Annotated in this window: 24 protein-coding genes and 3 pseudogenes; 7 read left to right on the top strand and 20 right to left on the bottom strand. The window is 34.5% G+C overall.

The window, feature by feature from the left end:
* Positions 1-29 precede the first annotated feature (29 nt).
* Complete coding sequence (locus tag AC0ONG_RS24955) at positions 30-515, bottom strand: VanZ family protein (RefSeq protein ID WP_001080704.1); 486 nt, start codon at positions 513-515, stop codon at positions 30-32.
* A 111-nt stretch (positions 516-626) separates the two neighbouring features.
* Between AC0ONG_RS24955 and AC0ONG_RS24960 the strand changes: the two genes are divergently transcribed.
* Both AC0ONG_RS24960 and AC0ONG_RS24965 read left to right on the top strand, forming a co-directional pair.
* Positions 627-851 (top strand): DUF1659 domain-containing protein, encoded by a 225-nt coding sequence (locus AC0ONG_RS24960; RefSeq protein WP_000963859.1) that lies wholly within the window; start codon positions 627-629, stop codon positions 849-851.
* A 116-nt stretch (positions 852-967) separates the two neighbouring features.
* On the top strand, positions 968-1183 hold the full coding sequence (locus AC0ONG_RS24965) for a DUF2922 domain-containing protein (RefSeq protein ID WP_001197592.1): 216 nt from the start codon (positions 968-970) through the stop codon (positions 1181-1183).
* A gap of 21 nt (positions 1184-1204) precedes the next feature.
* Here AC0ONG_RS24965 and AC0ONG_RS24970 read toward each other — a convergent pair whose 3' ends face one another.
* Complete coding sequence (locus tag AC0ONG_RS24970; protein ID WP_474204389.1) at positions 1205-1603, bottom strand: DUF4359 domain-containing protein; 399 nt, start codon at positions 1601-1603, stop codon at positions 1205-1207.
* 190 nt (positions 1604-1793) lie between these two features.
* Between AC0ONG_RS24970 and AC0ONG_RS24975 the strand changes: the two genes are divergently transcribed.
* Positions 1794-2270, top strand: a complete 477-nt coding sequence (locus tag AC0ONG_RS24975) for a competence protein ComK (RefSeq protein ID WP_474204391.1) — start codon at positions 1794-1796, stop codon at positions 2268-2270.
* Between the two features lie 54 nt (positions 2271-2324).
* Here the strand turns inward: AC0ONG_RS24975 and AC0ONG_RS24980 are convergent, their stop codons facing one another.
* The 5 genes from AC0ONG_RS24980 to AC0ONG_RS25000 form a co-directional block, all read right to left on the bottom strand.
* Positions 2325-2795, bottom strand: coding sequence for a sigma-70 family RNA polymerase sigma factor (locus tag AC0ONG_RS24980; RefSeq protein WP_014894861.1), 471 nt, complete (start codon positions 2793-2795; stop codon positions 2325-2327).
* 219 nt (positions 2796-3014) lie between these two features.
* The gene (yknW, locus tag AC0ONG_RS24985) at positions 3015-3683 is read right to left on the bottom strand and encodes a YknW family membrane protein (RefSeq protein WP_000387928.1); all 669 of its coding nucleotides are present in this window, start codon (positions 3681-3683) and stop codon (positions 3015-3017) included.
* Between the two features lie 114 nt (positions 3684-3797).
* Positions 3798-4997 (bottom strand): ABC transporter permease, encoded by a 1200-nt coding sequence (locus AC0ONG_RS24990; RefSeq protein ID WP_000054346.1) that lies wholly within the window; start codon positions 4995-4997, stop codon positions 3798-3800.
* The gene (locus tag AC0ONG_RS24995; RefSeq protein ID WP_000631619.1) at positions 4994-5674 is read right to left on the bottom strand and encodes an ABC transporter ATP-binding protein; all 681 of its coding nucleotides are present in this window, start codon (positions 5672-5674) and stop codon (positions 4994-4996) included. The genes AC0ONG_RS24990 and AC0ONG_RS24995 overlap by 4 nt, the downstream gene beginning before the upstream one ends.
* On the bottom strand, positions 5671-6864 hold the full coding sequence (locus AC0ONG_RS25000; RefSeq protein WP_081144096.1) for an efflux RND transporter periplasmic adaptor subunit: 1194 nt from the start codon (positions 6862-6864) through the stop codon (positions 5671-5673). The genes AC0ONG_RS24995 and AC0ONG_RS25000 overlap by 4 nt, the downstream gene beginning before the upstream one ends.
* A 382-nt stretch (positions 6865-7246) precedes the next feature.
* Between AC0ONG_RS25000 and AC0ONG_RS25005 the strand changes: the two genes are divergently transcribed.
* The 4 genes and pseudogenes from AC0ONG_RS25005 to AC0ONG_RS25020 all read left to right on the top strand — a co-directional run.
* Positions 7247-7438 carry a helix-turn-helix transcriptional regulator gene (locus AC0ONG_RS25005; RefSeq protein WP_001067014.1) on the top strand — a complete coding sequence of 64 codons (192 nt, stop codon included), beginning with the start codon at positions 7247-7249 and terminating at the stop codon, positions 7436-7438.
* A pseudogene (locus tag AC0ONG_RS25010) lies at positions 7439-7801 on the top strand (DUF3278 domain-containing protein); the annotation flags it as partial.
* Between the two features lie 73 nt (positions 7802-7874).
* A protein-coding gene (locus tag AC0ONG_RS25015; protein ID WP_474204395.1) for an IS3-like element ISBth8 family transposase occupies positions 7875-9034 on the top strand; the annotation gives its coding sequence in 2 pieces (ribosomal slippage) (positions 7875-8133 and positions 8133-9034; 1161 coding nt in all).
* A gap of 40 nt (positions 9035-9074) precedes the next feature.
* A pseudogene (locus tag AC0ONG_RS25020) lies at positions 9075-9242 on the top strand (DUF3278 domain-containing protein); the annotation flags it as partial.
* A gap of 108 nt (positions 9243-9350) precedes the next feature.
* On the opposite strand, the gene pgtP reads toward AC0ONG_RS25020, so the two are convergent.
* The 13 genes and pseudogenes from pgtP to AC0ONG_RS25085 all read right to left on the bottom strand — a co-directional run bounded on the left by pgtP (position 9351) and on the right by AC0ONG_RS25085 (position 23918).
* A complete protein-coding gene (pgtP, locus tag AC0ONG_RS25025; protein WP_000477603.1) occupies positions 9351-10685 on the bottom strand; it encodes an MFS transporter in 1335 nt (444 codons plus the stop codon).
* 19 nt (positions 10686-10704) lie between these two features.
* The gene (locus tag AC0ONG_RS25030; RefSeq protein WP_001225641.1) at positions 10705-11739 is read right to left on the bottom strand and encodes an ABC transporter substrate-binding protein; all 1035 of its coding nucleotides are present in this window, start codon (positions 11737-11739) and stop codon (positions 10705-10707) included.
* Entirely contained in the window at positions 11736-12518 is a 783-nt protein-coding gene (locus tag AC0ONG_RS25035; RefSeq protein ID WP_000826605.1) for a DUF3919 family protein, read from the bottom strand. Before AC0ONG_RS25035 ends, AC0ONG_RS25030 begins: the two co-directional genes overlap by 4 nt.
* 66 nt (positions 12519-12584) lie before the next feature.
* Entirely contained in the window at positions 12585-14015 is a 1431-nt protein-coding gene (locus AC0ONG_RS25040) for a HAMP domain-containing sensor histidine kinase (protein ID WP_000054007.1), read from the bottom strand.
* An 11-nt stretch (positions 14016-14026) separates the two neighbouring features.
* Positions 14027-14698 (bottom strand): response regulator transcription factor, encoded by a 672-nt coding sequence (locus tag AC0ONG_RS25045; RefSeq protein WP_000699556.1) that lies wholly within the window; start codon positions 14696-14698, stop codon positions 14027-14029.
* 113 nt (positions 14699-14811) lie between these two features.
* On the bottom strand, positions 14812-15654 hold the full coding sequence (locus tag AC0ONG_RS25050) for an SGNH/GDSL hydrolase family protein (RefSeq protein WP_001034136.1): 843 nt from the start codon (positions 15652-15654) through the stop codon (positions 14812-14814).
* A gap of 98 nt (positions 15655-15752) precedes the next feature.
* Entirely contained in the window at positions 15753-16661 is a 909-nt protein-coding gene (gene tagU / locus AC0ONG_RS25055; protein WP_000727054.1) for a polyisoprenyl-teichoic acid--peptidoglycan teichoic acid transferase TagU, read from the bottom strand.
* Positions 16662-16801: 140 nt separating this feature from the next.
* Positions 16802-17824 (bottom strand): UDP-glucose 4-epimerase GalE, encoded by a 1023-nt coding sequence (galE, locus tag AC0ONG_RS25060; protein WP_170264809.1) that lies wholly within the window; start codon positions 17822-17824, stop codon positions 16802-16804.
* 597 nt (positions 17825-18421) lie between these two features.
* Positions 18422-18932: pseudogene (locus tag AC0ONG_RS25065) on the bottom strand (LCP family glycopolymer transferase); the annotation flags it as partial.
* A 303-nt stretch (positions 18933-19235) separates the two neighbouring features.
* Positions 19236-20555, bottom strand: a complete 1320-nt coding sequence (locus tag AC0ONG_RS25070; protein WP_042596738.1) for a UDP-glucose dehydrogenase family protein — start codon at positions 20553-20555, stop codon at positions 19236-19238.
* 185 nt (positions 20556-20740) lie between these two features.
* The gene (locus tag AC0ONG_RS25075) at positions 20741-22048 is read right to left on the bottom strand and encodes a flippase (protein WP_044798200.1); all 1308 of its coding nucleotides are present in this window, start codon (positions 22046-22048) and stop codon (positions 20741-20743) included.
* Position 22049: 1 nt separating this feature from the next.
* Positions 22050-22994, bottom strand: coding sequence for a glycosyltransferase family 2 protein (locus tag AC0ONG_RS25080; protein ID WP_016079679.1), 945 nt, complete (start codon positions 22992-22994; stop codon positions 22050-22052).
* 18 nt (positions 22995-23012) lie between these two features.
* Positions 23013-23918 (bottom strand): glycosyltransferase family 2 protein, encoded by a 906-nt coding sequence (locus AC0ONG_RS25085; protein WP_042596743.1) that lies wholly within the window; start codon positions 23916-23918, stop codon positions 23013-23015.
* Between the last annotated feature and the right edge of the window lie 12 nt (positions 23919-23930).

The raw sequence follows: 23930 nt of genomic DNA on the forward strand, positions 1-23930 counted from the left end.
GCAAAAAAAGCGCTAATCTCGAAATGAGATTAGCGCTTTTTTCTATTCCAAAACCAATTGCTTATTATAATTCCCGTTAATCCGCCGCACGTATCAAGCAATGAATCTTGCCACATTGGTGTACGGTCCCCCGTATACCATTGGTGAATTTCATCAAATGTTGCATAACCCGCAACGAAAAGAATGGCATATATAAAACATCTTTTCCTCGAATGACCTGATCGATGAAAAGCGTAATAAATCAATGAACCTAGCATAAAGAACACCATAAAATGAGCACCTTTACGAAGGAAAAACTCAATAAATCCGCCTACACCTTTATTCGCAATACTAACAGGGGTTCCTCCACCATAATCAATAGATACCCATGAAAAATGCTCTTTTACAAATTCAACATTTACATATTGTTCAATATCTGAACGCATATCCTGCTTTTTATATGGTTGTGCCGAAGAATAGAAAATCAGCCCCATCCATAGTAATACAGGAATCCAAAATAACCATTTACGATTCATTATCCAGAATTCTCCTCTCTTAATCTTTTAAGGGTACCAAAAAAAAGAAAAAATTTCACGCCAAAACATGACATTTGCAACCTATTTATAAAGTGAAAGGAGGTGATACACATGGCAATTGAAACAATCGTAATGGATTTAACTTTACGTCTAGTATTAAACAACGGATTAGATAAGAACGGCAAAACAGTTTTCAAGAGCAAACAATTTAAACGTGTTAAAACAAATGCGAGCTTAGATCAAATACACAACGTAGCTCATGCTCTTGCTTCCTTACAGGCATCACCACTTCACGCTGTACAACTTGTAAGCACATCAGATCTTTCTAAACTATAAAGTAAAACTCAGATCAGTGGGGATTTTATTCATCCCCACTGATTATTAGCCCGCAATTTAACCGGCAGACCCGAATCCCGTAAATAGCTTGATAAATACAAAGGAGGGAATAACACATGCAAGTACTAGAGTTGATTTTCGCGAAAGAAGATGGAAAAACAGTCGTTTTTTCTATCGATACGCCCATCACACCAATTGATGCACAAGTCGTAAATCAAGTAATGGATACAATCCTTGCCTCATCTGTATTTTCATCCATTGATGAAAATACAAGAAAAAAGGGAGCTCGCCTTGTAGAAAAAAATGTATCTGAAATTCCAATTACTCTATAAAATGAAAAAGACGAATCTGCATCATTTTGCAGATTCGTCTTTTTTCTTCGGCATTTCAATCGGAATAAAAATCTTTGAAAAACCGACGCATACGTACTTATAATGTTCTTCACCTATATCAAACTCAGTCGTATATGTTGAGAAGATTATATAATCATTTCGCTTCGTATAATGATCAATTAATAATCCAACTTGTGGCTCAACATACTTTTTCGCTAACTTTTTACCGGCCGATGCCAAGTCGCCAAGGAGACCCTCTTCATTCTCTTTTTGAACTTCATCTAGCTTCTTACTCACATCATTACGCTTCATAAACTGCTTCGCTGCCCATTCTGTATATTCGCCTTTACTCGGATTGCTGTTTGCTAAATATACTAAGAGAATGACAACTAAAGCCATAATAATATACTTTTTCTTCATACTATATCACCGCCTACTCTTTTCTATTTTCATATATATGTACAAGCGATGCAAATTAGAAAGACTATCACCTATTGATTGTAAACGAATAGCCAAAATTTACAATATGAAATAGAATATTAACAATCAATTTACTTAATTTATATATAATTATATTCAGAATGAGAATTATAAGGGAGGATATAGAATTATGGATAATGAAAACAACATTTTTATTTCTAATTCTACAATGATGCTTGAACCATGTAAACACCCTTATTACCGTACAAAAATCATCGACAGTAGCGGAAACCATCTTTACTCCTGTCAGACTGCTCTCCAACTTATACAGAAATCTTGTCTAACAAATATTCATTCTACCTATCAAGGGAGACGTAATGCCGTAAAAACAAAATTTAAATTTAAACAAAACGTTCCAATTCCGATCAATCATAGAGAATATATTTGCGCTTTCCCAACAGAATCTCCTGCTTCTCCAAATTGTATTTGGCTTTTCTTCAAACATGTTCATACAATAGAGTTTTTCAAAAAAGCTAAACGAGCTAAAATTCATTTTTCAAACGGAGCTACCGTAACGATACAAATTAGTTCCCATAAGCTAAGTCAGCAATTATGGAAAGCTGGATATGTATTATCCCAAATGAACATGCAAGATTCATCACCTTAATAACAAATAGAATGGAAGGTAGTATTTCCTTACCTTCCATTCTATTTGTTATTTTTATCCTCTTACACTATCTCGCATTTTCTCGAGTGCTTGCCGATACATCCATCTTACTTGATAATATGTCATTTCCGTCTCTAAAGCGATTTCTCCCATCGTCTTCCCTACAAAAAAACGTTCAAAAATAATATACTTCTCCTTCTCGTCTAACACACTCATAAAATCCTTCACTCTTATTTCGACATCTTCAAAATGAAAGATTTCTTCATACTCACCTACACATACACATCTTTCTTGCAAAGTAGATTCTTTCTTCAATCTTTCTAATATATAACCACGCACCGTTACAAGTGCATATGCAGGGAAATACCCCTTCTCCGCATCAAATCTTTCATACGCATGCCAAAGACCAATTAAACCACATTGATAATACTCTTCATAATCTTTACGAATACCTAATTTCTTTATTTGATTTACAATCATCCCTTCATACAAAACAACTACCTCTTTAAAAGTCGCTGGCTTCACACAGTACCCGTTTCTAAAAGGTATACCTTTCTATTATTCCGCGGTACCTTCACAATATAAAAATAAGGGAAAGATTTCACTGTGAGTAATTTCAAATACTACCGATGGAATTTGAAATTACACTAGATAGTATTTGAAATTTTGTTGGTGGTATTTGAAGTAAGGGTAAAAATAAAAAAGGTGACTCTCTTGAAGAGTCACCTTTTCTATTTTATTTCCTTATTGGAACATACCTTGTAAAGCTCCCATTCCAAGAGTTAAAACAAAGAAAACAATAGTAATAATTGTTGCCTGCTTTTTAGTTAAACCTGCTGTAATTTGAAGACCTAGCCATGTAACTGCATATCCCCAGATTGTAAACACTTCAAATTTACTTACAATACCTTTTACAACACCACTACTTGAGGCGAAAATCGGTTCTAGGCCAGTGTACATTTCTTGACCCGTTCCACCTAAAATATATGCTAAAATCGTATTTATTAATAAACCAAGTAATGAAATAACACTTGAATATACAGTAATCGCTAATAATTTTTTATAAGAAGTATCATTGCTTATAAACACCATTAACACTTTATACACCACAGCACTAAGTAGAAAGACAAATGCCATACTAATAGCAATTACCCCAAATCCCATACCGTATGTCATTGCAGCTGAAACAGTAACACCTAATTCCTTATTAAGCTTAATTGCCTCAGGTGTTAGAGAATATACATAAGCAGCAAATCCCCCAACAAGCCCAGCTATTAAAACAAGTAGCCAAAATGCACCCCAAACTGCATTACTCGTCTTCATTCTCTCAAATTGCTCACCTGGAGAAGTAATCATTCCTAATAATGATGGCTTCTTCGCACCCACATCTTGCGTATTAATATTTGCTTCCATTATAACGCCTCCTTCTATTTATATAACCCGTTCTAACGGGCGGTTCACTTCCTCACGCAAGAGGCTACGAACCGCCCATTAGAACGGTAATGTGTAGTTCTACTACACTATTAATTACTCATAACGCAATGCTTCAATTGGATCTAATTTCGCAGCTTTATTTGCTGGAATTAATCCGAAAATAATACCGAGTGTCATCGAGAACAGTACGCCTCCAACGACAACTTCCCACGAAACGAGCGGTGGCCATTTTGCGAATGTGGAAACGATATATGCTCCGCCGTATCCAAGACCAATTCCGATTAAACCACCTAGAAGTGTTAACATAACAGCTTCAATTAAAAACTGTAATAAAATTTTACTACGTGTTGCCCCGAGTGCTTTACGTACACCAATTTCACGTGTACGCTCCGTTACAGATACAAGCATGATGTTCATAACACCAATTCCACCAACGACTAATGAAATACCAGCAATACCACCGATGATCATTGTCATAATACCGGTCATCTTCGAAATACCTTCTTGAATTTCTTTTAAATTCATAACTTCATATTTACCAGTTGCATCAGTCGGTTTACGACTGTTTAAGACATCTGCAGCTTTTTTACCTGCTTTTTCTAGATTATCTACATTTTTTGCTTGAACAGAAATATTTTGAATTTCATCTTTTCCATACAGTGTCGGCCATAATGAAATTGGAACTAGTGCTTCTGATGGTCCCATTCCCATAAACTCATTATCTGATTTGTAGACACCGATAATTTGCATCGGTTGACCTTTCATTTCAATAATTTTACCGACTGGATTGGCATCCTTAAACACCTTTTCTTCCATTTGTTTACTAATCATAACAACGTTATTACCTTGATCCACATCTGATTCTTGTAAAGAACGTCCCTTTAACAACTTTACTTTATTTACTGCAAAGTACTCGCTATCTAATCCAGTAATACTCACCATTTCTTTTTTATCTTCAATATCAAGTGGTTCCATGCTGGAATTTGTTGTTACCACATGTGCGATTTCTGGAATTTTTTTAATTTCAAAAATGTCTTCTTCAGTTATCTTCGGTGCTTCTACCATTCCCATACCGAAAGGATCGTTTATATCTGCACTATAATGAATCGGAACCGTTTGATTACCTGCCCCAACAAACTGCGATTTCAATGCAGCTTCCCCGCCTTGCCCAATCGCAACGACAGTAATAATTGAACCTACCCCGATAATAATACCGAGCATCGTAAGAGCTGAACGCAATTTATGAGCTAAAATAGAAGAGAGGGCAATTTTTATACTATCTAGTAAACTCATACCGCACACCTTCTATCTTCTGTAACTTTCCCGTCTCGCAGTACAATGCGGCGGGAAGAATACGCTGCTACTTCCTCTTCATGCGTAACCATAACAATTGTTGTACCTTCTGCATTAAGCTTCGTGAAAATATCCATAACTTGCTCACCAGACTTCGTATCAAGTGCACCAGTCGGTTCATCGGCCATAATGAACGTTGGATTATTTGCAATCGCTCTTGCAATCGCTACACGCTGCTTCTGTCCACCTGATAACTCATTCGGTAAATGATGCACGCGATCTGCCAATCCAACTTTACCTAACGCCTCCAAAGCGCGCTTGCGACGCTCCGCTTTCTTCACACCACCATATACGAGCGGAAGCTCAACATTTTCCACTGCGGAAAGACGAGGCAGTAAATTAAAGTGCTGAAATACAAACCCAATATATTCATTACGAATTAAAGCAAGTTTTGACTCGTCTGCTGTTAAGATATTCACGTCATTCAGCTTATATTCGCCTTCTGTTGGACGATCTAAGCAACCAATAATATTCATAAGCGTTGACTTACCAGAACCGGATGGCCCCATAATAGAAACGAACTCACCGCTCTGAATCGTTAAACTAATACCATGCAAAATCGGCACCGCCAATTTTCCTTGATAATACGTTTTAGCAATATTATTTAACGTAATCATTTCTCTTTCACTTCCATTCCGTCATACACATCGTCGGAAGGATTTTTAACCACCTTTTGCCCCACTGTTACGCCTTCTACAACCTCTGTCCAGTCTCCATCAGTAGAACCTTTTTTCACATTTTGTTTACGAAGCTTCCCTTTTTCCTCAACATAAACAAATGCATCCTCGCCTTTTTCTACAATGCTTTTACTTGGAACAGCAATCATCGTCTTATTCTCTAAGTTTACTTGCAATGAAACGTGGTAACCTGGAGATAAACCGTCTTGACTATCAAGACTTGCTTTATATGTATACTGAGACATATTTTGAGTTGCTTCACCCATGCCGCCAGCTTGCGCCATCTCTGCACTCGTTGGGAACTCACTTACCTCTGTAATCTTACCTGTCCACTTCTTTTTATTATTTGCTTTCGCTGTTACAGTGAATGTTTGATCCTTTTGAATTTGTGACTTCTGAAGCTCAGTTAACGTACCTTGAACTTGGAATGGGTCTTTAGAAGCTACTTGTAAAAACGATTTTCCTTGACCACCTAACGCTTGAGATGAACTTTGTGCCGCATCTTTATCTAACTTTTGAACAACACCAGCGAAATTACTATAAATCGTAAGCTCTTTCTGCTTCTTACTTAACTCTTCTTTCTGCAACTTCCCTTTTTCTTTCTCAAGATCAGTTGTCTTTTGAGCAATCTCCAGCTCACTTACTTGCTCGTCCATCGGATCCGTTACTTCTTTCCCAGCTCCGCTATCTTTCGCCTTCTTAATTTCTTTCTTTAGCGAATCAATCTTCTTTTTCCCTTGATCATAACGCATATCTGCCATCTTCTGATCAAGTTCAGCTTGCTTCATCTGAAGATTAATCTCTTCATTATCATAAGAGAATAACTTCGTGCCTTTCTCTACCTCTTGCCCTTCTTTTACCTCAATATCTTTCACTTTCCCTTTGGCAGGATCTGCATAGAAGCTTTCAATATTACCAGGCTTCACCTGACCAGAAATTAACTTCGTATTATTCAGCTTACGCTCTGTCACTTTCTCAAAACTTACAGCATCAGCATTTGTTGATGCACCCTTCTTCTTCCCTTGCATAACAAAAATATTAATTGCTGCTACAATAACAATTAGTGCAATAACCCCAATAATAATCCATTTCTTCTTCTTGTTTGGAGTACGAACCGTATTTGGTAACATATTCTCGCTCCCTTTTATAACTTAATAGTTTAATATAAAAATTGTATAAAACTTTCTGAAAACAGATTACATATTATTACATTATTTTTACAAAGTTTTACACATCCATTTATATTGTAACAAAAATTCCAATGATTAGAAATATGACATTATATCTTTTAAGATAGATTTAAGGAAAGGAAAAAGAGCAATTTTAATTGAATGGAAGCCATTCTTTATTAACATACTTCTTGCCAAAATGAATCATTAAAATCATTTTCCTAATTGCACCATCGCTATTTTGTCATATATATTTGACATTTCATCTATTCAATTATAAAATGTCACATATAAATGACATTTCGGTACACGAGGTCTACAACCATCAATGGGAGGGTTATATTTGAATAACGTTAAACAATATCGAAAATCTGAAGGGCTATCGCAACTAGAGTTAGCTAAAAAAGTTAACGTGGCGAGACAGACAATAAATTTAATTGAAAACAAGAAATATAATCCCTCTTTAGCCTTATGTATCGAATTAGCAAAAGCACTAAAAACAGATTTAAATAGTCTATTTTGGGAGGGAGATTAAATGATGAAAATTGAATGGAAAGAAAGAGTTTATAATAGTTTTGTTGGAACACTAAGTGAGAGAGATGAATACCAAAAACAAGAAATCAATAAAGAGTTATCTGTAGCTGGAATTGGTTTGTGGTGGTTAAATATGTTGGTAATGCTTATTATGTTACTTGTTGATACTATGAATCACACAATATCTATAGGGACAATATTCATTTTTCTATCTAATATGATTTACGCTAATTACTTAGCCTTTAAATTCAAGAAAAAAGGTTTAAGTGATACTGAATGTGCAACAAAAGAAGAATATTTACAACACAAGAAAAAATTAAGAAAAGCTGGCTTAAAAGCAGGTGTGCTTTGGTATTATCCCCTATAGGTAGACAGTAAAAAAAGAGTCCATCTGATATGATGGACTCAATACTGTTTTATCTGGAGGGGATTTTTTTATGGCAAGAAAAGGACAATCATTTCAAAAATATACAGAAGAACTAAAGCGAGAAGCAGTTCGTCTTCGATTAGAAGAGAGAAAATCATTGCGAGAAATTCGTGAACAACTCGGTGTGAAGAGCGATGCCCAGATTATTGAGTGGGTAAAACGTGCGCAACAGGGGGAGTCCTTTGATGATCAACGTGGTGTCTGGAATCGAAAGAATTTTAATAGTCTAGAAGAAGAAAATGCTTATTTGAAGGCACAGGTTGAGTATTTAAAAAAGCGCAATCCAAATCTACATGGGAAGGAATGGTCCTAAAGAAAGAACGATTTTCTCTTATCGATTCATTACGCCAAGCCTATCCACTCCGATGGTTGCTTCAAATCGCGGAAGTTTCTAAGGCTGGCTACTATAAATGGCGGAAATATCATAACGTGCAGCGTTTACGTCAGAAAAGGGATATGTGGCATAAAGAACATATTTTATCTATTCATCGTCAGCACCCTTACTATGGGTATAAACGTATGACTCGTGCTTTGGCTCGAGAAGGAATGGTAATGAATCATAAACGTGTTCGTCGTCTTATGAGAGAGCTGGGTATTCAATCTATCATTCGAAAAAAACGTCCGTTTTATGGAAGAAAAACATCTGTGGTATTTAAAAATCATTTGAATCGAGAGTTTCAAGCTGAAAAGCAAAACCAAAAATTCGTAACAGATATTACTTATGTACGAATCGGAGAACAATTTGCCTATTTGTCAGCTGTGTTAGATCTATACAACAATGAAATTGTTGCCTGGAAGCTATCTTCAAGAAATGATTTAGATTTGGTTTTAAATACATTACGTCAATTAGAAGGGAAGTCATTAACTACTAAGCCCCTTTTCCATTCAGATCAAGGGTTTCAATATACATCTAAATCCTACGCAAAACAGTTAGAGAAATTAGGATTTGTCGGTAGTCATTCTAGACGTGGAAACTGTTTTGATAATACGTGTATCGAATCATTCTTCTCACATTTAAAAACAGAGAAGTTGTATTTAGTGCGCCCAAAAACATATGAAATGGCCTACCGAGCAATTCAAGAATATATTCAGTTTTATAATACAGAAAGATTCCAAGAAAAACTTCACGGCCTTTCCCCGATAGAATATCGGGAAAAGGCCGTGGCATAATACTCTTTTTATTACTGTCTACTTGACAGGGAGATGACCACTTTGGGGCTTTCAAATGTTTGTTTTTATGAATTATATCCTTCCCTATGTAGGTTCAGAGGAAATCTCTATTTCTTTATTTAAGGTTGTAATTTTCATCTGTGGCGGCGGATTTTTCGGTATAACCATGTATCTATTTGGTTTATGGAATCTAAAAAAATTATATTAATTAACAAAAATCATTTATATATTAAACTGCAATTTTTCATACTGTTTGTTTTTTCTAATATAAAAGCTATCCAATCACACACAATTGGATAGCTTTTCAAACAAAATATTACGCTACTTTAGGATCTTTTCTCTCATGTCCACGTTGAACAATAAATAAGAAGATTGTTGATAAAACCGCTCCTGTTAATAGTAAGATGAAACAACCATCCCAGCCAGAACGATCAACAATAACACCAATTGCTGCGTTAGCTACAAGACTTCCGCCTACATAACCGAATAAACCACACATACCAACTGTCGTACCTACTGCAAATTTCGGTACTAATTCCATTGCACTTAAACCGATTAAGAACTGTGGTACATAAATTAAACAACCGATAATAGAAACTGCAATACTTACAACAAGTACGCTAGTTGCTTGCCAATATATAAACGTACCAATAACAACACCAACCATACTAATAATACATAATGGCATACGTTTTCCTTTAAATAATTTATCACTTAAAAAACCAACGATTAATGAACTTGGAATTGCCATACCTTCAAAGATTGCATATGCCGCATGCGCTTCTGCTTTTGAAAATCCTTTAACTGTCGTTAAATAAAGCGGAACCCAGTTAATAACACCGAAACGAATTAAATAAACAAAAGCATTCGCAATACATAAGAACCATACAAATTTATTTTTCACTACATACTTCATTAAAATTTCTTTTGGTGACATCTTGTTAGCATTATCTGCTTTTTCAAGATTTTCATAGTCATTACGATACTCATCAATTGGAGGAAGACCTTCAGATTCTGGTGTATCCTTCGCATTAATCCAAACAAGAACTGAAATTACCATTGCGATAATTGCAGGGAAAATAAACACGCCGCCTTGCCAATGGTTTTCACCAAAAATACCTACACCAATTCCGACAAGTGGTGGCACAAGCATTCCACCAACGTTATGTGAAATATTCCAAAGACCTGTTTTCGTACCACGTTCTTTCTTTGAGAACCATTTCGTCATAACAATACTACAAGGTGGTGCTCCCATACCTTGTACAATACCGTTAACAACAAGTAATGTAACAATCATCCCAAATGATGATGCAAAGCCAAAACAAATATTTACAAGCCCTGATAAGAATAAACCGACTGCGATAAAGCGCTGGGCGAAAGCTTTATCTGATAAATTCCCCATAAAGAACTTACTAAATCCATAAACGATTGCCATTACTGAACCTAGTAGACCAATTTCAGCTGTACTAAAACCATATTCTTGTACTAAGTACGTACTTGATAACGTAAAGTTACTACGAACTAAATAATAAGCAGCATATCCAACTGAAATCCCGATTAACACACGAATACGTAGTAATCGATATACACGGTCGATCATATCCGCTGGCAATCTTTCAATTGCAGGTGCTGGCTTGAGCCATTTAAACATATATTTTCGTCTCCTTTTCTCACTTCAGAGAGAGACGCTGTCTATTCCATATCTCGATTATCCCGCTATTTGATATATTTTGGTTCGTCCTTCTAACCGGCTGTCCTTCTATTTCTTTCTCATTCTTCGCAAACATCGTTGGTACGCCAAACGACACTTTTTCTAAAATGTGACCCGCTTCTTCTGATAAACAATAATCAATAAATAAATCCGCAATAATACCACTCGGTGCACGTTTTAGTTTAGAAATCGCATTAACGGATAACCCTGTTTGCTCAGGTTCGTTACTTAAAATAGGAAAGCCTTGTTTTTGAAGCATTCTCTGATCTCCCATAAAGTTGATGCCTATCATATATTCACCGCTCGCAACAAGTTCTGCTGGGATATAACCATTCACTGTTACTTCTCCAACTTGTTCTGCCAGATTCTTCACATATTCCTTCGCTTCCTCTTCACCTAACGTATCAATAAGTGATTGAAAAAACGTATATGCTGTACCTGAAACATTTGGATCGGGCATGACAATCTTTCCTTTATATACTGGATTCAATAAATCTTTCCATCTTAACGGATACGAGAGACCGAGCGGCGCTATTTCCTCGTTCCACCGCTCTTTATTAATCGCAATTGCTAGCTTCTCCACTTCATAACCGTACCAATAACCATCTTTATCCTTAACAGTCTTTGAAATACGATTTGCATGTTGGCTTATCACAGGAATAGAAAGATTTTTTTGCTTCATCATTTGATGCGCATCTACTGTACCGCCAATAATAATATCCGCCTTCGGATTGCCAGCTTCTTCTTCCACTCTACGAAGAAGTTCTTCTGTTGAAAGACGAATAAATTCATACGTACATCCGCGTGGCTTACAAAATGATGACAGTAACGCTTCACCAACTTCCTCACGAGCCGCTACATACGCAACAATATGACGATCATCCAAAATAGGGAGACCATTTTTACTATATTTAATAGAGGTTGTATCTCGAGAGCAACTAGACATCGCTCCTCCAATTACTAGCAAAAAGAAGAAAAAGGCTATCTTTCTCATGACGCATTCTCCTTTACGAATAACTCTGCTAGAGAGCCTTTCATATACATGACATTCCCGTTATTATCACCGAGATATTGCACTACAAAGTACGATGGATACACAGAAATCGTAAGAATATCTTCACGATCATTCTTTACACGCTTACCTGTTTTATAAGCTGTAATATAAGCAATCGGTTCATTCTGCGATTGTAATAACTTCTGAATTTCTCCGTAATCTGTAATTTGCTTTGCGTACCGAATAGAATCAAGTATGTGCGTAAGATTGATAGTACGTACCACATCACCTTGACGTACTACGACATCCTTTGCCGAAGCAAAGAAATCACTAATACGCTCTGGCATGTAATACAGGCTTAATAAATACGTTTGAAGTGCTGAAATCATCGGATCCATGCCATTCTTTCCGTATACATTTTCCCCATACTGGAACAAGTCACCTACTGCAAAAGTACGCTTATGTCCATTCAAGTACGTTACTTCTCCAGTAAATACTTGTTCTTGGCTCTTAACGCCCTCAGGTTCTATTCGAATTCGGTCAAAGAATGAAACAATCGTATGCAAACGAACTTCATCCGTTACAACAATTTCTCCCCACTTTTCATGTCTTACTTTCACTTCAATTGGAAGAGATTCATTCACCCTTTGTAAAACGGCTTGTTTATCATTTACAATGTTGATTCGATTATAGATTTGCTTCTCCATAACATAAAACAAAACAAGAGAAACAATTATACAAATGACAAACATAAGAATTTGAAATGATAGCCTTTTCATTTCTGCCTACCTCCAAGATAAAAAAACGTTGTTTCGAAAATACCGCATAATTGTTTCATAAATGTATCATTTAACCGCTTTCAAGTTTTTTATGTCTTCCATCCTTCTCGGAAGCAAAAATGTAATGAATATTGTAGTACCTATTTCTTCACTACTCTCAATCCGCATGCTTCCGCCCTGCTTATTCATAATCTCCTGACAAATATACAAACCATAACCATTCCCATAACTAGAAGGAAGTGCCTTTCCTTTCGGAGACTCATTCCACTCTGCAAGCACCATTTCATCTATACCGATCCCATCATCATGAACAAAAACCTTCGCCTCATGCTCATTTACAATTACATTCATACGAATATGCGAAGCATCACTATACTTAATTGCATTATCAAGCACATTTAAGAAAATTTGCTTCGTCTTATCAAAATCCGCAACAACATGTACACCCGTTAACTCATTTATCACTTCAATTTCAAATTGATTTAGGCGAGGCTTCACAATTGAAACTGCTTCTTCTGCCAATTCCTTTATATTCACAACTGTAGGAGACACTTCAAACGTACTCTTCCCATATTTCGAAGACTTAAGCAGTTCCTCTACAAGTGATAATAAACGCTCACTTTCCACAGCCACATAACGAAGACTTTCCTGTACATCTTCTTTCGATTGTAACTTCGGAATTAAATCAACATAACCGATAATTGCCGTTAGCGGTGTTTTCAGCTCATGCGTAATGCGGTCTAGGAAATCTTTCTGCTTCTCTTTCTCCTCCTGCAATTGCTTAATATGCAGCTCAATTCCATCGGCCATCGCGTTAAAAGATGCTGAAAGCTGAGCGATTTCCACGTACTCATTTAACTCAATCTTACTCTTATAATCACCATTCGCGAGCCTCTGTGCCATTTGTCTCAACTGATCAATTGGTTTATGAAGAGACTTCGCCAAACGAATTGCAAAGAAAATACCGGTAGCTATTAAACAAAGAGATGTCATTAAAAACGTCCAGCTCACATTTGTTAAAACTTCCTTCTCACCCGTTAACTCATTTATAAAACGAATACTTCCAATGACATCGTTTCCATAATAAACCGGGCTTGAAAACAAAAGAATGGGAGCCGGATCCGCCTCCTCAAAAACATAAGACTTCTTCCCCTTCAAAGAACTCTCAATGTCGATGTTACGGTGAAGCAATGCTCCTTTTTGTGTATCTGCAACAACATCGCCATTCTTCCCGATCATCTGCACACGGACATCCATACGCTTCGCTAAATACGACGCAATTAAAAGTGAATTAGGACCAAGCGTATCCACTTCTGCTTCCTTCTCTAAATAATTCATCGTATAAATTTGTGCTTCTACACTTAACTTTTCTAAAGAATCTGCTGCGTTATGATACATATTCTTTTCTAACGTAATATAAACAACTGCATATAAAAGAACAAAAATCGGAATTAACAGCCCAACTATTCCAAACACCATATTTCGCTTTAAAGACATACCATCACCACTCAACAATCCAGTTTATAGCCAACGCCATAAATTGTCTTAATATATTCTCCGCTCGTACCAAGCTTCTTTCGAAGTCTCTGCACCATAATATCAACTGCTCTCGTATTTCCGATATACTCAAACCCCCATACTTTCTCAAGTAACTCATCCCTCATAAACACACGCTGCGGATTTGAAACAAATAACTGACATAAATTAAACTCTCGGTACGTTAACTGAATCTCTTGTCCACTCACATGTACCTTTCTTTCCTTAGGACAAATCACTATCTCTCCAGCCTCAATTACTTCATGACTTACAGCGGTCTCCGTCTTCTTTACACGCCGCGCCATATTCTTAACCCGAAGAATAAGCTCCGCATAATTAAACGGCTTCGTCACATAATCATCAGCACCAAGCTGCAAGCCAAGCAACTTATCATTCATCTGACTCTTTGCCGTTAACATAAGCACCGGAATATCCCTATCCCTCTCACGGAACAAACGAAGCAACTCATACCCATCCGTATCCGGAAGCATAACATCCAAAATCAATACATCCGGCCCTTCATTCCATCGCTCTAAAGCTTCTCTCCCATCAGCCGCTGCCAATACTTCATAACCTTCCATCTCCAACTGCATCCGAATCAAATTACGAATACTCGATTCATCATCAACTACAAGTATTTTCATCATTCTCCTCCTTCCATCATGTATTATAGTACAGTTTAGTATAGCAAAAATCCTATAAAAAAAGAGAGGGTATTGTCGAACATATTTTGTCGACGATACCCTCTACCCTTTTATTATTTAGCTACAAAATAATCCGTTACATATTGTGCCCAAACTTCATAACCTTTAGCAGTTGGGAAACCAAACTCTTCTTTTAAATATGGTAGGATAGCCTTTGTCGATGCATCCGGCCATGCTCCCCAATGATCAATATATGTATAATTATTTTGCGTCGCAAATTGTTTTAATGCTTCAATCGCTTTCGGATAATTTTTCGCACCATACACTGGATTTGATGGTTGAATCATAATCGTAGCACCCTTTGCACTAGTAGAAAGTGCTTGAACAAACTTCTGTGTACTCGCAACAGAGTTCCCATTACCAGTTTTACCGTTATCAGTAATAAATGGTGGTTCAAATAAAATCACATCTGGATTCTCTTTCGCGATCTCTTTATCACGCTTATTCACGATTAACTCTTCTGTGCTTTCACCCTTATATTCCTTTACAGTCACATTCCATAAACCTTTACCGTAAGCAGCTTCTAAATTAGCCGTTAACTTAGCTGCCCAAGCACCTTTTTCAGATGAAGAACCTTCATCACCAACAATAACAAGATTTACTGCCTTTTTATCCTCCGCAGCTTTCTTTAACTTCTCTTTCACTGCATCTGGCAAATTCTTCGCATATGCTTCATTAAAAGATGACTTCGTATCTTGTTTTTTCTCTTCTTTTTTCTCTTCCTTTTTCTCTTCTTTCTTCGCTCCGCTATCTTTCACTTCAGCCTTTGTTTTCGTTACTTCACTCGTTTGTCCCGTTGCATTTGCAACTTTCTTATTCCAGTACAATTTACCGCTCACAATCGAAGCAACAAACAATACAAAAATAACAAGGACAAGTATCGCTTTCTTATTCATCGATTCACCTCATCTATTAATCTCACAATATATAATACTAATATAAATTCACGCAAAAATAAACCCAACTCCTTCCAAAGGAGTTGGGTTATTACATACTACTTAGTCACTTCAAGATGCGCTCTTAATTTATTCGTTAAATCTTGTTTTGCAGCATCTGGAACGTAGTAATACCAAATACCATCAGCAGCTTTGTGGCCGTCACCTGGGATTTGAATATCTTCACTATTCTGCAGACAATCTTTATAATTCTTTTGCATATCAAACATTTGATCTTGCGTTAAGTTTGTCTTCACATTCTTTTGAATTGCTGTTAACACATCACCATAACTTGTTAAAGAAGAGAAAGTTGCGCCTTTCTTAATAACAGCTTGCATCACTTGGCGTTGACGCATTTGACGACCGAAGTCGCCTCGTGGGTCCTCTTTGCGCATGCGTGTATATGCTAGAGCTTGGTCACCCGTTAAGTGAATATTCCCTTTCTGGAAGTGTTTCCCTTCCAGGGAGAATTCTAAATCATTATTAACATCGACCCCGCCTACTGCATCTACAATATCTTTAAATCCTTCCATGTTTACTTCAATATAGTAATTGATTGGAACATTTAAGAATTTTTCTACTGTCGCTACAGACATGTCTACGCCACCAAATGCATACGCATGATTAATTTTATCACTTTTACCTTTTCCAACAATTTCTGTATATGTATCACGAGGAATACTTACTGTTTTCATTGAATTGTTTTTAGGGTTTAATGTAATGACCATTAAAGAATCTGAACGTCCTTTATCTCCACCACGCTCATCTGCACCTAATAGTAAAATTGAAACAGGTTCAGATTTATTGATTTTTTCTTCTTGTTTATTACCTTGATCACGTTTTAATGGTTTATGAACTTCATCTAATGTTTTTGAAACAGAAGAATATATATTATAAGCGTAAGCTCCTCCACCTATAATTAATACTCCTATGATTCCTAATATCCAAAATAAGATTTTCTTTTTCATGCTTTTAACCTTCTTTCTTCAGGTACCGCTATCAAATTATTATGACTACAAAATATAAAATACATTATACATGTAATTCAATTTTTAAGCCAAACTATATTAATAACTCAATGAAAGTTTTAGCACCTATAACCTATTCTCTAGTTACTAACTTTCTGATATCCAGTCTTATTTTCAGACTGCCATCTCCAAGAATCTGCACACATTTCTTCTAATCCGCGTTTTGCCTCCCAGCCTAATTCACGCTTTGCTTTCGATGCATCAGCAAAACATACTGCCACATCACCTGGGCGACGTTCTGTAATTTTATAAGGGACTTTCTTGCCCGAAACTTTTTCAAACGCTTCAACCATCTCTAATACACTATAGCCCATGCCTGTGCCCAGGTTATAAGCATCTACTCCTGTTGTACTCAGTACTTTCTCAAGCGCCTTTACGTGACCATTTGCTAAGTCCACAACATGGATGTAATCACGGACTCCTGTTCCATCTCTCGTTGGATAGTCATTTCCGAATACACTTAATTCTTTTAACTTACCTACTGCTACTTGCGTTACATATGGCATTAAGTTATTTGGGATTCCATTTGGATCTTCTCCGATACGCCCACTTTCGTGTGCACCAAATGGATTGAAATAGCGAAGTAATGCGATACCCCATTCTGCATCTGCAAATGCTACATCACGCATAATTTGCTCAATCATTAATTTCGTTTGACCATATGGATTTGTTGCACTTAATGGAAACTCCTCCGTAATCGGTGACGTTTCCGGGATACCATATACAGTTGCAGATGAACTAAAGATTATCTTCTTTACATTATGTTTCTGCATTACTTCACATAGCACTAACGTGCTTGTAATGTTGTTATGATAATATGTTAATGGAATTGCTACTGACTCCCCTACAGCTTTAAATCCTGCAAAGTGAATAACTGCTTCAATTGCATTTTCTTCAAAAATTGCGTCAAGCGCTTCGCGATTTAAAACATCTTCTTTATAAAACTTAAATTGTTTTCCTGTTATTTCTTTCACTCGATTTATAGATTCTACCGAGCTATTCGAAAGATTATCCACTACTATAATTTCGTAACCGCTATTTAGTAATTCTACACATGTATGACTACCAATATATCCTGCTCCACCTGTTACAAGTATTCTCATAATTAAACCTCCATTGCTATAATTTATTAAAAAAAGCAGAAATTATTTAATTTACAATCTCCTCTTTAAACTATTTTTTATGTAGACACAAAATAATTTGTTACATATTATGCCTAAATATCATATCTTTTCTCACTAGGGAAGCTAAATTCTTCTTTGATGGATGAATTATAATCGTATTACCTTCTGCATTTTCTAGGTATTAGCTACAGAATTATCATTTCCCTTATTATAGGTAATAAATAGTACCTATAATAAAATCAAATTAGATATTCAGGCATCTTTCTCAGAAAAAAAACTTGATCACCAACAATAACAGGATTCATTACCTTTTTATCTTGTTTTTTTCTCTTTTTACTATCTTCTTTCCTCCACCATCTTCTGCTTCAATGCGTTGTCTTTTTTAATTCACTCATTTTTCCCGTTGCATTAGCGAGTTTCTTATCTCAATATAATTTATCGTTCACAATTGAAGTGACAAACAACATAAAAACAAATAAGGCAAGTACTACTTTCTTATTCATTAATTCGACTTATCTATTTATCTCACAATATAAGCCTACAAAAAAACAACTCCTTCCAAAGGAATTGTTTTTTTCACTTATTTAAGTCAAGATGTGTTCGTAATTTATTTGTTAAATTTTGTTTCGCTAAATCTGAAACATAATAGTAGATACTATCAGATGCTTTATGACCATCACCTGGGATTTGAATATCTTCACTTTTTTTCAAGCAATCTTTATGATTCTTTTGCATACTAAGTATTTTAATCTTGCATTAAGTTTATTTTCACATTTTGTTGAATTGCTATAAGCATCTCTACATAATGAGCTAACGAAGATAAGTTTGCATAACTTGACATTGACGCATTTGATGACCAAAGTCACCATGTGGCTCTTCTCTATGCATGCATAAGCTAAAGCTTAATCATCAGTTAAGTGAATATTCCTTTTTTAAAACACTTTTCTTCCAAGGAAAACTCTAAGACATTATTAATATCTACTACAGCTACAATATCTCTAAATCCCTCCATATTCACTTCGATACAATAATTGCTAGGGATATTTAAGAGTTTTTCTACAGTTGCTATCGACATATCTAGGCCACCAACAAATAAGGTAATACCAAGTATCCAAAACAAAACTTTTTTCTTATACCAGCTAGTGCAAAATTCAAAGAAAAAAACAATAATTACATTCTACATGAAACTGTATAAACAAAAGCATATGCAGTTTTCTCTCCTATACCCCAAATCCCAAATAACACTGACGTATAGAGTATGAAGATTCCAAATTAAAATAGGGTTTTTATTGCATAGAAATAAAAACCCTATTTTACCAAACTAAACTAATATAGAAAAATTCCCTCATACTTATTCAACTATCATTAACCGTTATACATATTCTAGATTTTAGGACATGCTATATTTTAAATTATTAATCGTCTCTCTTCCAATGGAATCATAAATAACATTATCCTTTTTGATAATATCTAATTCATAACAATTCCTTCCATCTATAATTATTGGATTTTTCATTAAATCCCCATACTTAGATATTTCAAAATCTTTTATTTCTTCCCATTCAGTAAAAATAAAACATATATCTGCTCCTAATAATGCATCTTCAATAGTTGCACAATATGTTATTTCATTAGGGTACATTTCCTTAAACCTATCAAAAGCAACCGGATCCCAAACCCTCACATTCGCTCCAGCGTCTAACATAATAGGTATATTAACTAAAGATGGTGCCTCTCTTAAATCGTCTGTCCCTGGTTTAAAGGTTAAACCTAAAACAGCAATTGTTACATCGTTTAAACTTTCAAAGTATTTACGTGATTTTTTGATTAATTTTATTTTTTGATTCTCATTAACATCTATAGCTGCTTTAATCGTTTTTAATTCATAGTCATGGAAATTAGCTAACCAATGTAACGCTTTAGTATCTTTTGGGAAACAGGAACCACCATAACCTATACCTGAATTCAAAAATTTATTCCCTATTCTACTATCATATCCCATGCCTTTAGCTACATCATCAATATCAGCACCGACAATTTCACATAGGTTAGCAATTTCATTAATATATGAAATCTTAAGCGCAAGGAAATCATTAGATGCATACTTAATCATTTCTGCACTTCGTCTTCTCGTTACCAATATAGGTGCACCAAAATCTTTATATACTTCTTTTAAAATATCCGCTACACTTTCTTCTTCTGCCCCGATAATAATTCTTGAAGAATGTAATGTATCCCTAACTGCCGAACCTTGTGATAAAAACTCTGGATTTGATGCAACATGTATAACCACATCATTCATAAGATTATTTTTGATAATGTATTCTAACCGTTCATTAGTACCAATAGGAACTGTTGATTTCACCACTACAATACAATCTTTTTCAACACTTTCTGCAATTTGAACCGCTACCGAATAAAGATACTGTAAATCAGCTGAACCATCTGCTTTCTCAGGGGTCCCCACACCTATAAAAATAACATCAGCATCTTTATAAGCCTTTTTATAATTTGTAGTAAATTTAATTTTATCCATATTTTTAACCATTAACTCTTCAAGCCCTGGCTCATAAATTGGAGATTTTCCAGATTTTAAGAGTTGTATTTTGTCTTCATTCATATCTACACAAGAAACGAAATGTCCATGTTCTGCAAGACACACACCAGTTACTAATCCAACATATCCAGTTCCAGCTACAGCTATTTTCATTATTATCTTCCTTATCTATCAATAATTTTTGCACTAATCTACTAAAATAGTAAAATTATCCTTAAAATTTCTTTTAAGATCCTAAAAAATAAGTTTTACTACTATATTTTAACTGCTTATAATTACTATAAATAGTATTAATTTAACACTATAGAGTATATTTTATCTATCGTAAAAATTCTTAATTATTTCTCCGCTTTTCGTTTTGGTATTACACCCTTTAACATCATTGCTTGACTCATTAAATATGTAGATTCTCTTGTTTTTGCAAAAAACAATGGGGCCACAATTGTAGTAATGATTTGGGCAATTAAAGTTGCTACAGCAGAACCTACTACACCAAAGTAATTTATAAAGATGTAATTAAGTACAAAATTCACAAACATACCTATTAAAAAATAATATTTTGTATACTTGTTAACTCCTTCACTTACTATCCAAATATTTCGAGCAGTTCCTAACAAAGAAAAAACACTCGCCCATATTAAAATCGCAAGTGGAATAGCTGCTTCAATATATTGTTGTCCGTATAATGTTTGTATTATCAAATTAGAGCATACTGTAATAAATAAAGATACTAGTAACCCTAACCAGAAAATAAATGCATACAATTGCTTTAATTTCTCTTGGTATTCTACTATAGATATTTGTTTCATTTTTAATATAATTGGTCTAGCAGAGTTAATCACAGCTAATGGAACAAAATACCACAAAGTCGCTATGTTTGATGCAACAGAATATATCCCAACACTTTCTTGTCCAATCAAATTTCCCAACATAATTCTATCCATCTGAGTAAAGAGAGTTACTAAAAGACCTGATAAAATAAAATGATAGCCATTCAAAAACAGCTCTTTTGAATAATATTTGGAAAAAGAGAAGTTAATGGGATTTTTTTTAAAATAGACTACTAATAAAATCACACCTAGAATCATAGCTTCAATTGAACTTGATAAGGCAAAAAGTTGTAATGAAGCATTTGAAATTAGTAAATACACTTTCCAAATGCTAACAATAAACCTCGTGACTGACTTTGCTATTACCACATACATGGACATTAATCTCGATTGAAACCAATAATCAATTGTATCAAGGGAATTAAATATTAAAGCTAATGATTGTAATGTTATAACAGCAATAACTAGTTTTTCATCATAATGAGTTATTGAAACTATCAAACAAATCACTAATATAGATATTATCGAGGTAACAAATCTAATTATTATAGCGGAAAAGAGAATTATATTATTTTTCCTTGGATAATCAACAAAATACTTAATGATTACATTTTCTAACCCTAAGCTACATATTACAGAAAAAAAAGCGATAAATGAGGCGCCATAATTTAATATTCCATAATTTGAAGGCCCTAAATATCTAGCTGTCCAGATTCCTACAACTAAACCTAAAATTAATTGAAAAATTTTCTCTAATATTAACCAAATTGTATTACTGGTGAATTTATTAACTTTAAACTTTTTTACATTATTCATTTTAAGTAAGCCTTTTATTTTTATTATTTATAAATATTTTATAAATAGTTTTAAAGTTGTATTTTAATACTCCTTTTAAAGTATTAAAAGAATAACGTTTAAGGGTAATCATATTTTTTAATTCTTCCTTAGCCAAATCATTTAGTCCATTTAATAAATATAAAGTTAATAATTTTTTAGAGAATGCATATTCTACATTTAACATTTTATTTACATTGTTCAACTTATAGTAATATTTTCTACTAAATACCCGTGCATTACATTCTCCTTTAATATTATTTAAACCTATACCACTAATTTTCCCATCATTATATTCATAATATTTAACTAATGGTTGATCAACTCTAAAAACATTATATCCTGCAGCTAAAATTTTCAATAATAATATTGTATCTTGCTTAGAAGGTGTATTCTCAAAATACCCCACATCTTCTAATACGTGTTTCGGACAAAGCCATAATGAAGTTCCAGCGATACATCCCAACATGTTTTCATATAAGGGATTTCCTTGCAAATCATTATTGTAGTACTGTTTATGCGCACCTTTTGCATTTACTGCTTCACAATAACAATATATTAGTCCTACATTTTCATTTTTATGTCGATTATATAATTCAACTTGTTCTGAAATTTTGTTAGGTAATATCTCATCGTCATCATCTAAAAAAGAAATCAGAATTCCCGTTGCCTCCCTGATTCCCGTATTTCTAGCGCCTGCTCCACCCTTATTTTCTTCATGTTCTATATATCTAACCCCGTACTTTTCAATATATGGACTGACTAAAGATTTGGTCTTGGCTCTAAATTCCGAACCATCTCCATTATCATCCACAACTATTATTTCTATATTTTTATAATCTTGGTTAATACAACTCTCCACAGCTCTTACAATTTTATCCGCCCTTTTGTAAGTTGGAATTACTATACTTACCTTAGCATTATTCAATGCTTTCACCTCAATGTATTAGAATTTTATTATGTTATACTTAACTAATTTATTCTTTATAATTGGCTTTATATATATAATTAAACCTTTTGGGAGCGAAATAAATTTTAAGAAACCAAAATCACAATTTATATAGGCTGATATACTTTTTATTTCTAAACACCCTGCAATATAATATGAAACTGCTTTATATTTACTTTTTAAATCTCTTGCGTTTTCAATTCTTTGCTCTAAAAAATACATATATCCTTTAGGATTTTTCTTATGAATTGACTGTATATTTTTCGAATATCCGTCATCTAAATATTCACAGAAATACAAGACTTTATTTAATAATTTCATCTCATACTTCTGGCTTATCTGATCATAGACAACAGCTTCCGTAATAAATTTTTCTCCTTCAAAAACAGGAAACAAATGCTTTTTTAAAATATCTGTTTTAAATACCAACATTGCGTCACCTTTAAATTTATACTTCTCATAGAGATTAAAGATAGACGATCTTTCAATATTATTCGGCATCTCTGTACCTACTACTTCACTAAAGGTGTTTCCTTTTAAAGCAATTATACCAGCTAATTTTCTATCACTTTCAATCTTATCCCAAGTATCATAAATCAATTGTACTGCATTATCTGACAAGTAATCGTCTGAATCTACACAAACAAATATCTTTGTTGTACACATTAATACACCAGTATTATGTGCCACTTGTTTACCACTATTTTTTTGTTTAGAATAAATTATTTTGATTTTCTTTTCCTTAATAAAAGAATTAACTATTTGTTCAGTATTATCGATAGAACCATCATCTACAATAAGCCAAACAAAATTTTTATTAGATTGCCGACATAAACTCTCATAGCATCGCTGTATAAGATATCCTCTATTATATGTAGGTGTAAAAATTGTTAGGTTCTCCATCTTTCATCCCTT

It is taken from the genome of Bacillus sp. TCT6 (assembly GCF_056033845.1).

What these genes read in the sequence shown, in the direction of transcription:
- AC0ONG_RS25075 (WP_044798200.1), bottom strand. Translation starts at nt 22,048, where the DNA reads ATGAATAATGTAAAAAAGTTTAAAGTTAATAAATTCACCAGTAATACA.
- AC0ONG_RS25030 (WP_001225641.1), bottom strand. Translation starts at nt 11,739, where the DNA reads ATGAGAAAGATAGCCTTTTTCTTCTTTTTGCTAGTAATTGGAGGAGCG.
- AC0ONG_RS25045 (WP_000699556.1), bottom strand. Translation starts at nt 14,698, where the DNA reads ATGAAAATACTTGTAGTTGATGATGAATCGAGTATTCGTAATTTGATT.
- pgtP (WP_000477603.1), bottom strand. Translation starts at nt 10,685, where the DNA reads ATGTTTAAATGGCTCAAGCCAGCACCTGCAATTGAAAGATTGCCAGCG.
- yknW (WP_000387928.1), bottom strand. Translation starts at nt 3,683, where the DNA reads ATGGAAGCAAATATTAATACGCAAGATGTGGGTGCGAAGAAGCCATCA.
- AC0ONG_RS25035 (WP_000826605.1), bottom strand. Translation starts at nt 12,518, where the DNA reads ATGAAAAGGCTATCATTTCAAATTCTTATGTTTGTCATTTGTATAATT.
- AC0ONG_RS24975 (WP_474204391.1), top strand. Translation starts at nt 1,794, where the DNA reads ATGGATAATGAAAACAACATTTTTATTTCTAATTCTACAATGATGCTT.
- AC0ONG_RS25000 (WP_081144096.1), bottom strand. Translation starts at nt 6,864, where the DNA reads ATGTTACCAAATACGGTTCGTACTCCAAACAAGAAGAAGAAATGGATT.
- AC0ONG_RS24990 (WP_000054346.1), bottom strand. Translation starts at nt 4,997, where the DNA reads ATGAGTTTACTAGATAGTATAAAAATTGCCCTCTCTTCTATTTTAGCT.
- AC0ONG_RS25050 (WP_001034136.1), bottom strand. Translation starts at nt 15,654, where the DNA reads ATGAATAAGAAAGCGATACTTGTCCTTGTTATTTTTGTATTGTTTGTT.
- tagU (WP_000727054.1), bottom strand. Translation starts at nt 16,661, where the DNA reads ATGAAAAAGAAAATCTTATTTTGGATATTAGGAATCATAGGAGTATTA.
- AC0ONG_RS24960 (WP_000963859.1), top strand. Translation starts at nt 627, where the DNA reads ATGGCAATTGAAACAATCGTAATGGATTTAACTTTACGTCTAGTATTA.
- AC0ONG_RS24955 (WP_001080704.1), bottom strand. Translation starts at nt 515, where the DNA reads ATGAATCGTAAATGGTTATTTTGGATTCCTGTATTACTATGGATGGGG.
- AC0ONG_RS24970 (WP_474204389.1), bottom strand. Translation starts at nt 1,603, where the DNA reads ATGAAGAAAAAGTATATTATTATGGCTTTAGTTGTCATTCTCTTAGTA.
- AC0ONG_RS24965 (WP_001197592.1), top strand. Translation starts at nt 968, where the DNA reads ATGCAAGTACTAGAGTTGATTTTCGCGAAAGAAGATGGAAAAACAGTC.
- AC0ONG_RS25070 (WP_042596738.1), bottom strand. Translation starts at nt 20,555, where the DNA reads ATGAAAATAGCTGTAGCTGGAACTGGATATGTTGGATTAGTAACTGGT.
- galE (WP_170264809.1), bottom strand. Translation starts at nt 17,824, where the DNA reads ATGAGAATACTTGTAACAGGTGGAGCAGGATATATTGGTAGTCATACA.
- AC0ONG_RS25040 (WP_000054007.1), bottom strand. Translation starts at nt 14,015, where the DNA reads ATGTCTTTAAAGCGAAATATGGTGTTTGGAATAGTTGGGCTGTTAATT.
- AC0ONG_RS25085 (WP_042596743.1), bottom strand. Translation starts at nt 23,918, where the DNA reads ATGGAGAACCTAACAATTTTTACACCTACATATAATAGAGGATATCTT.
- AC0ONG_RS24995 (WP_000631619.1), bottom strand. Translation starts at nt 5,674, where the DNA reads ATGATTACGTTAAATAATATTGCTAAAACGTATTATCAAGGAAAATTG.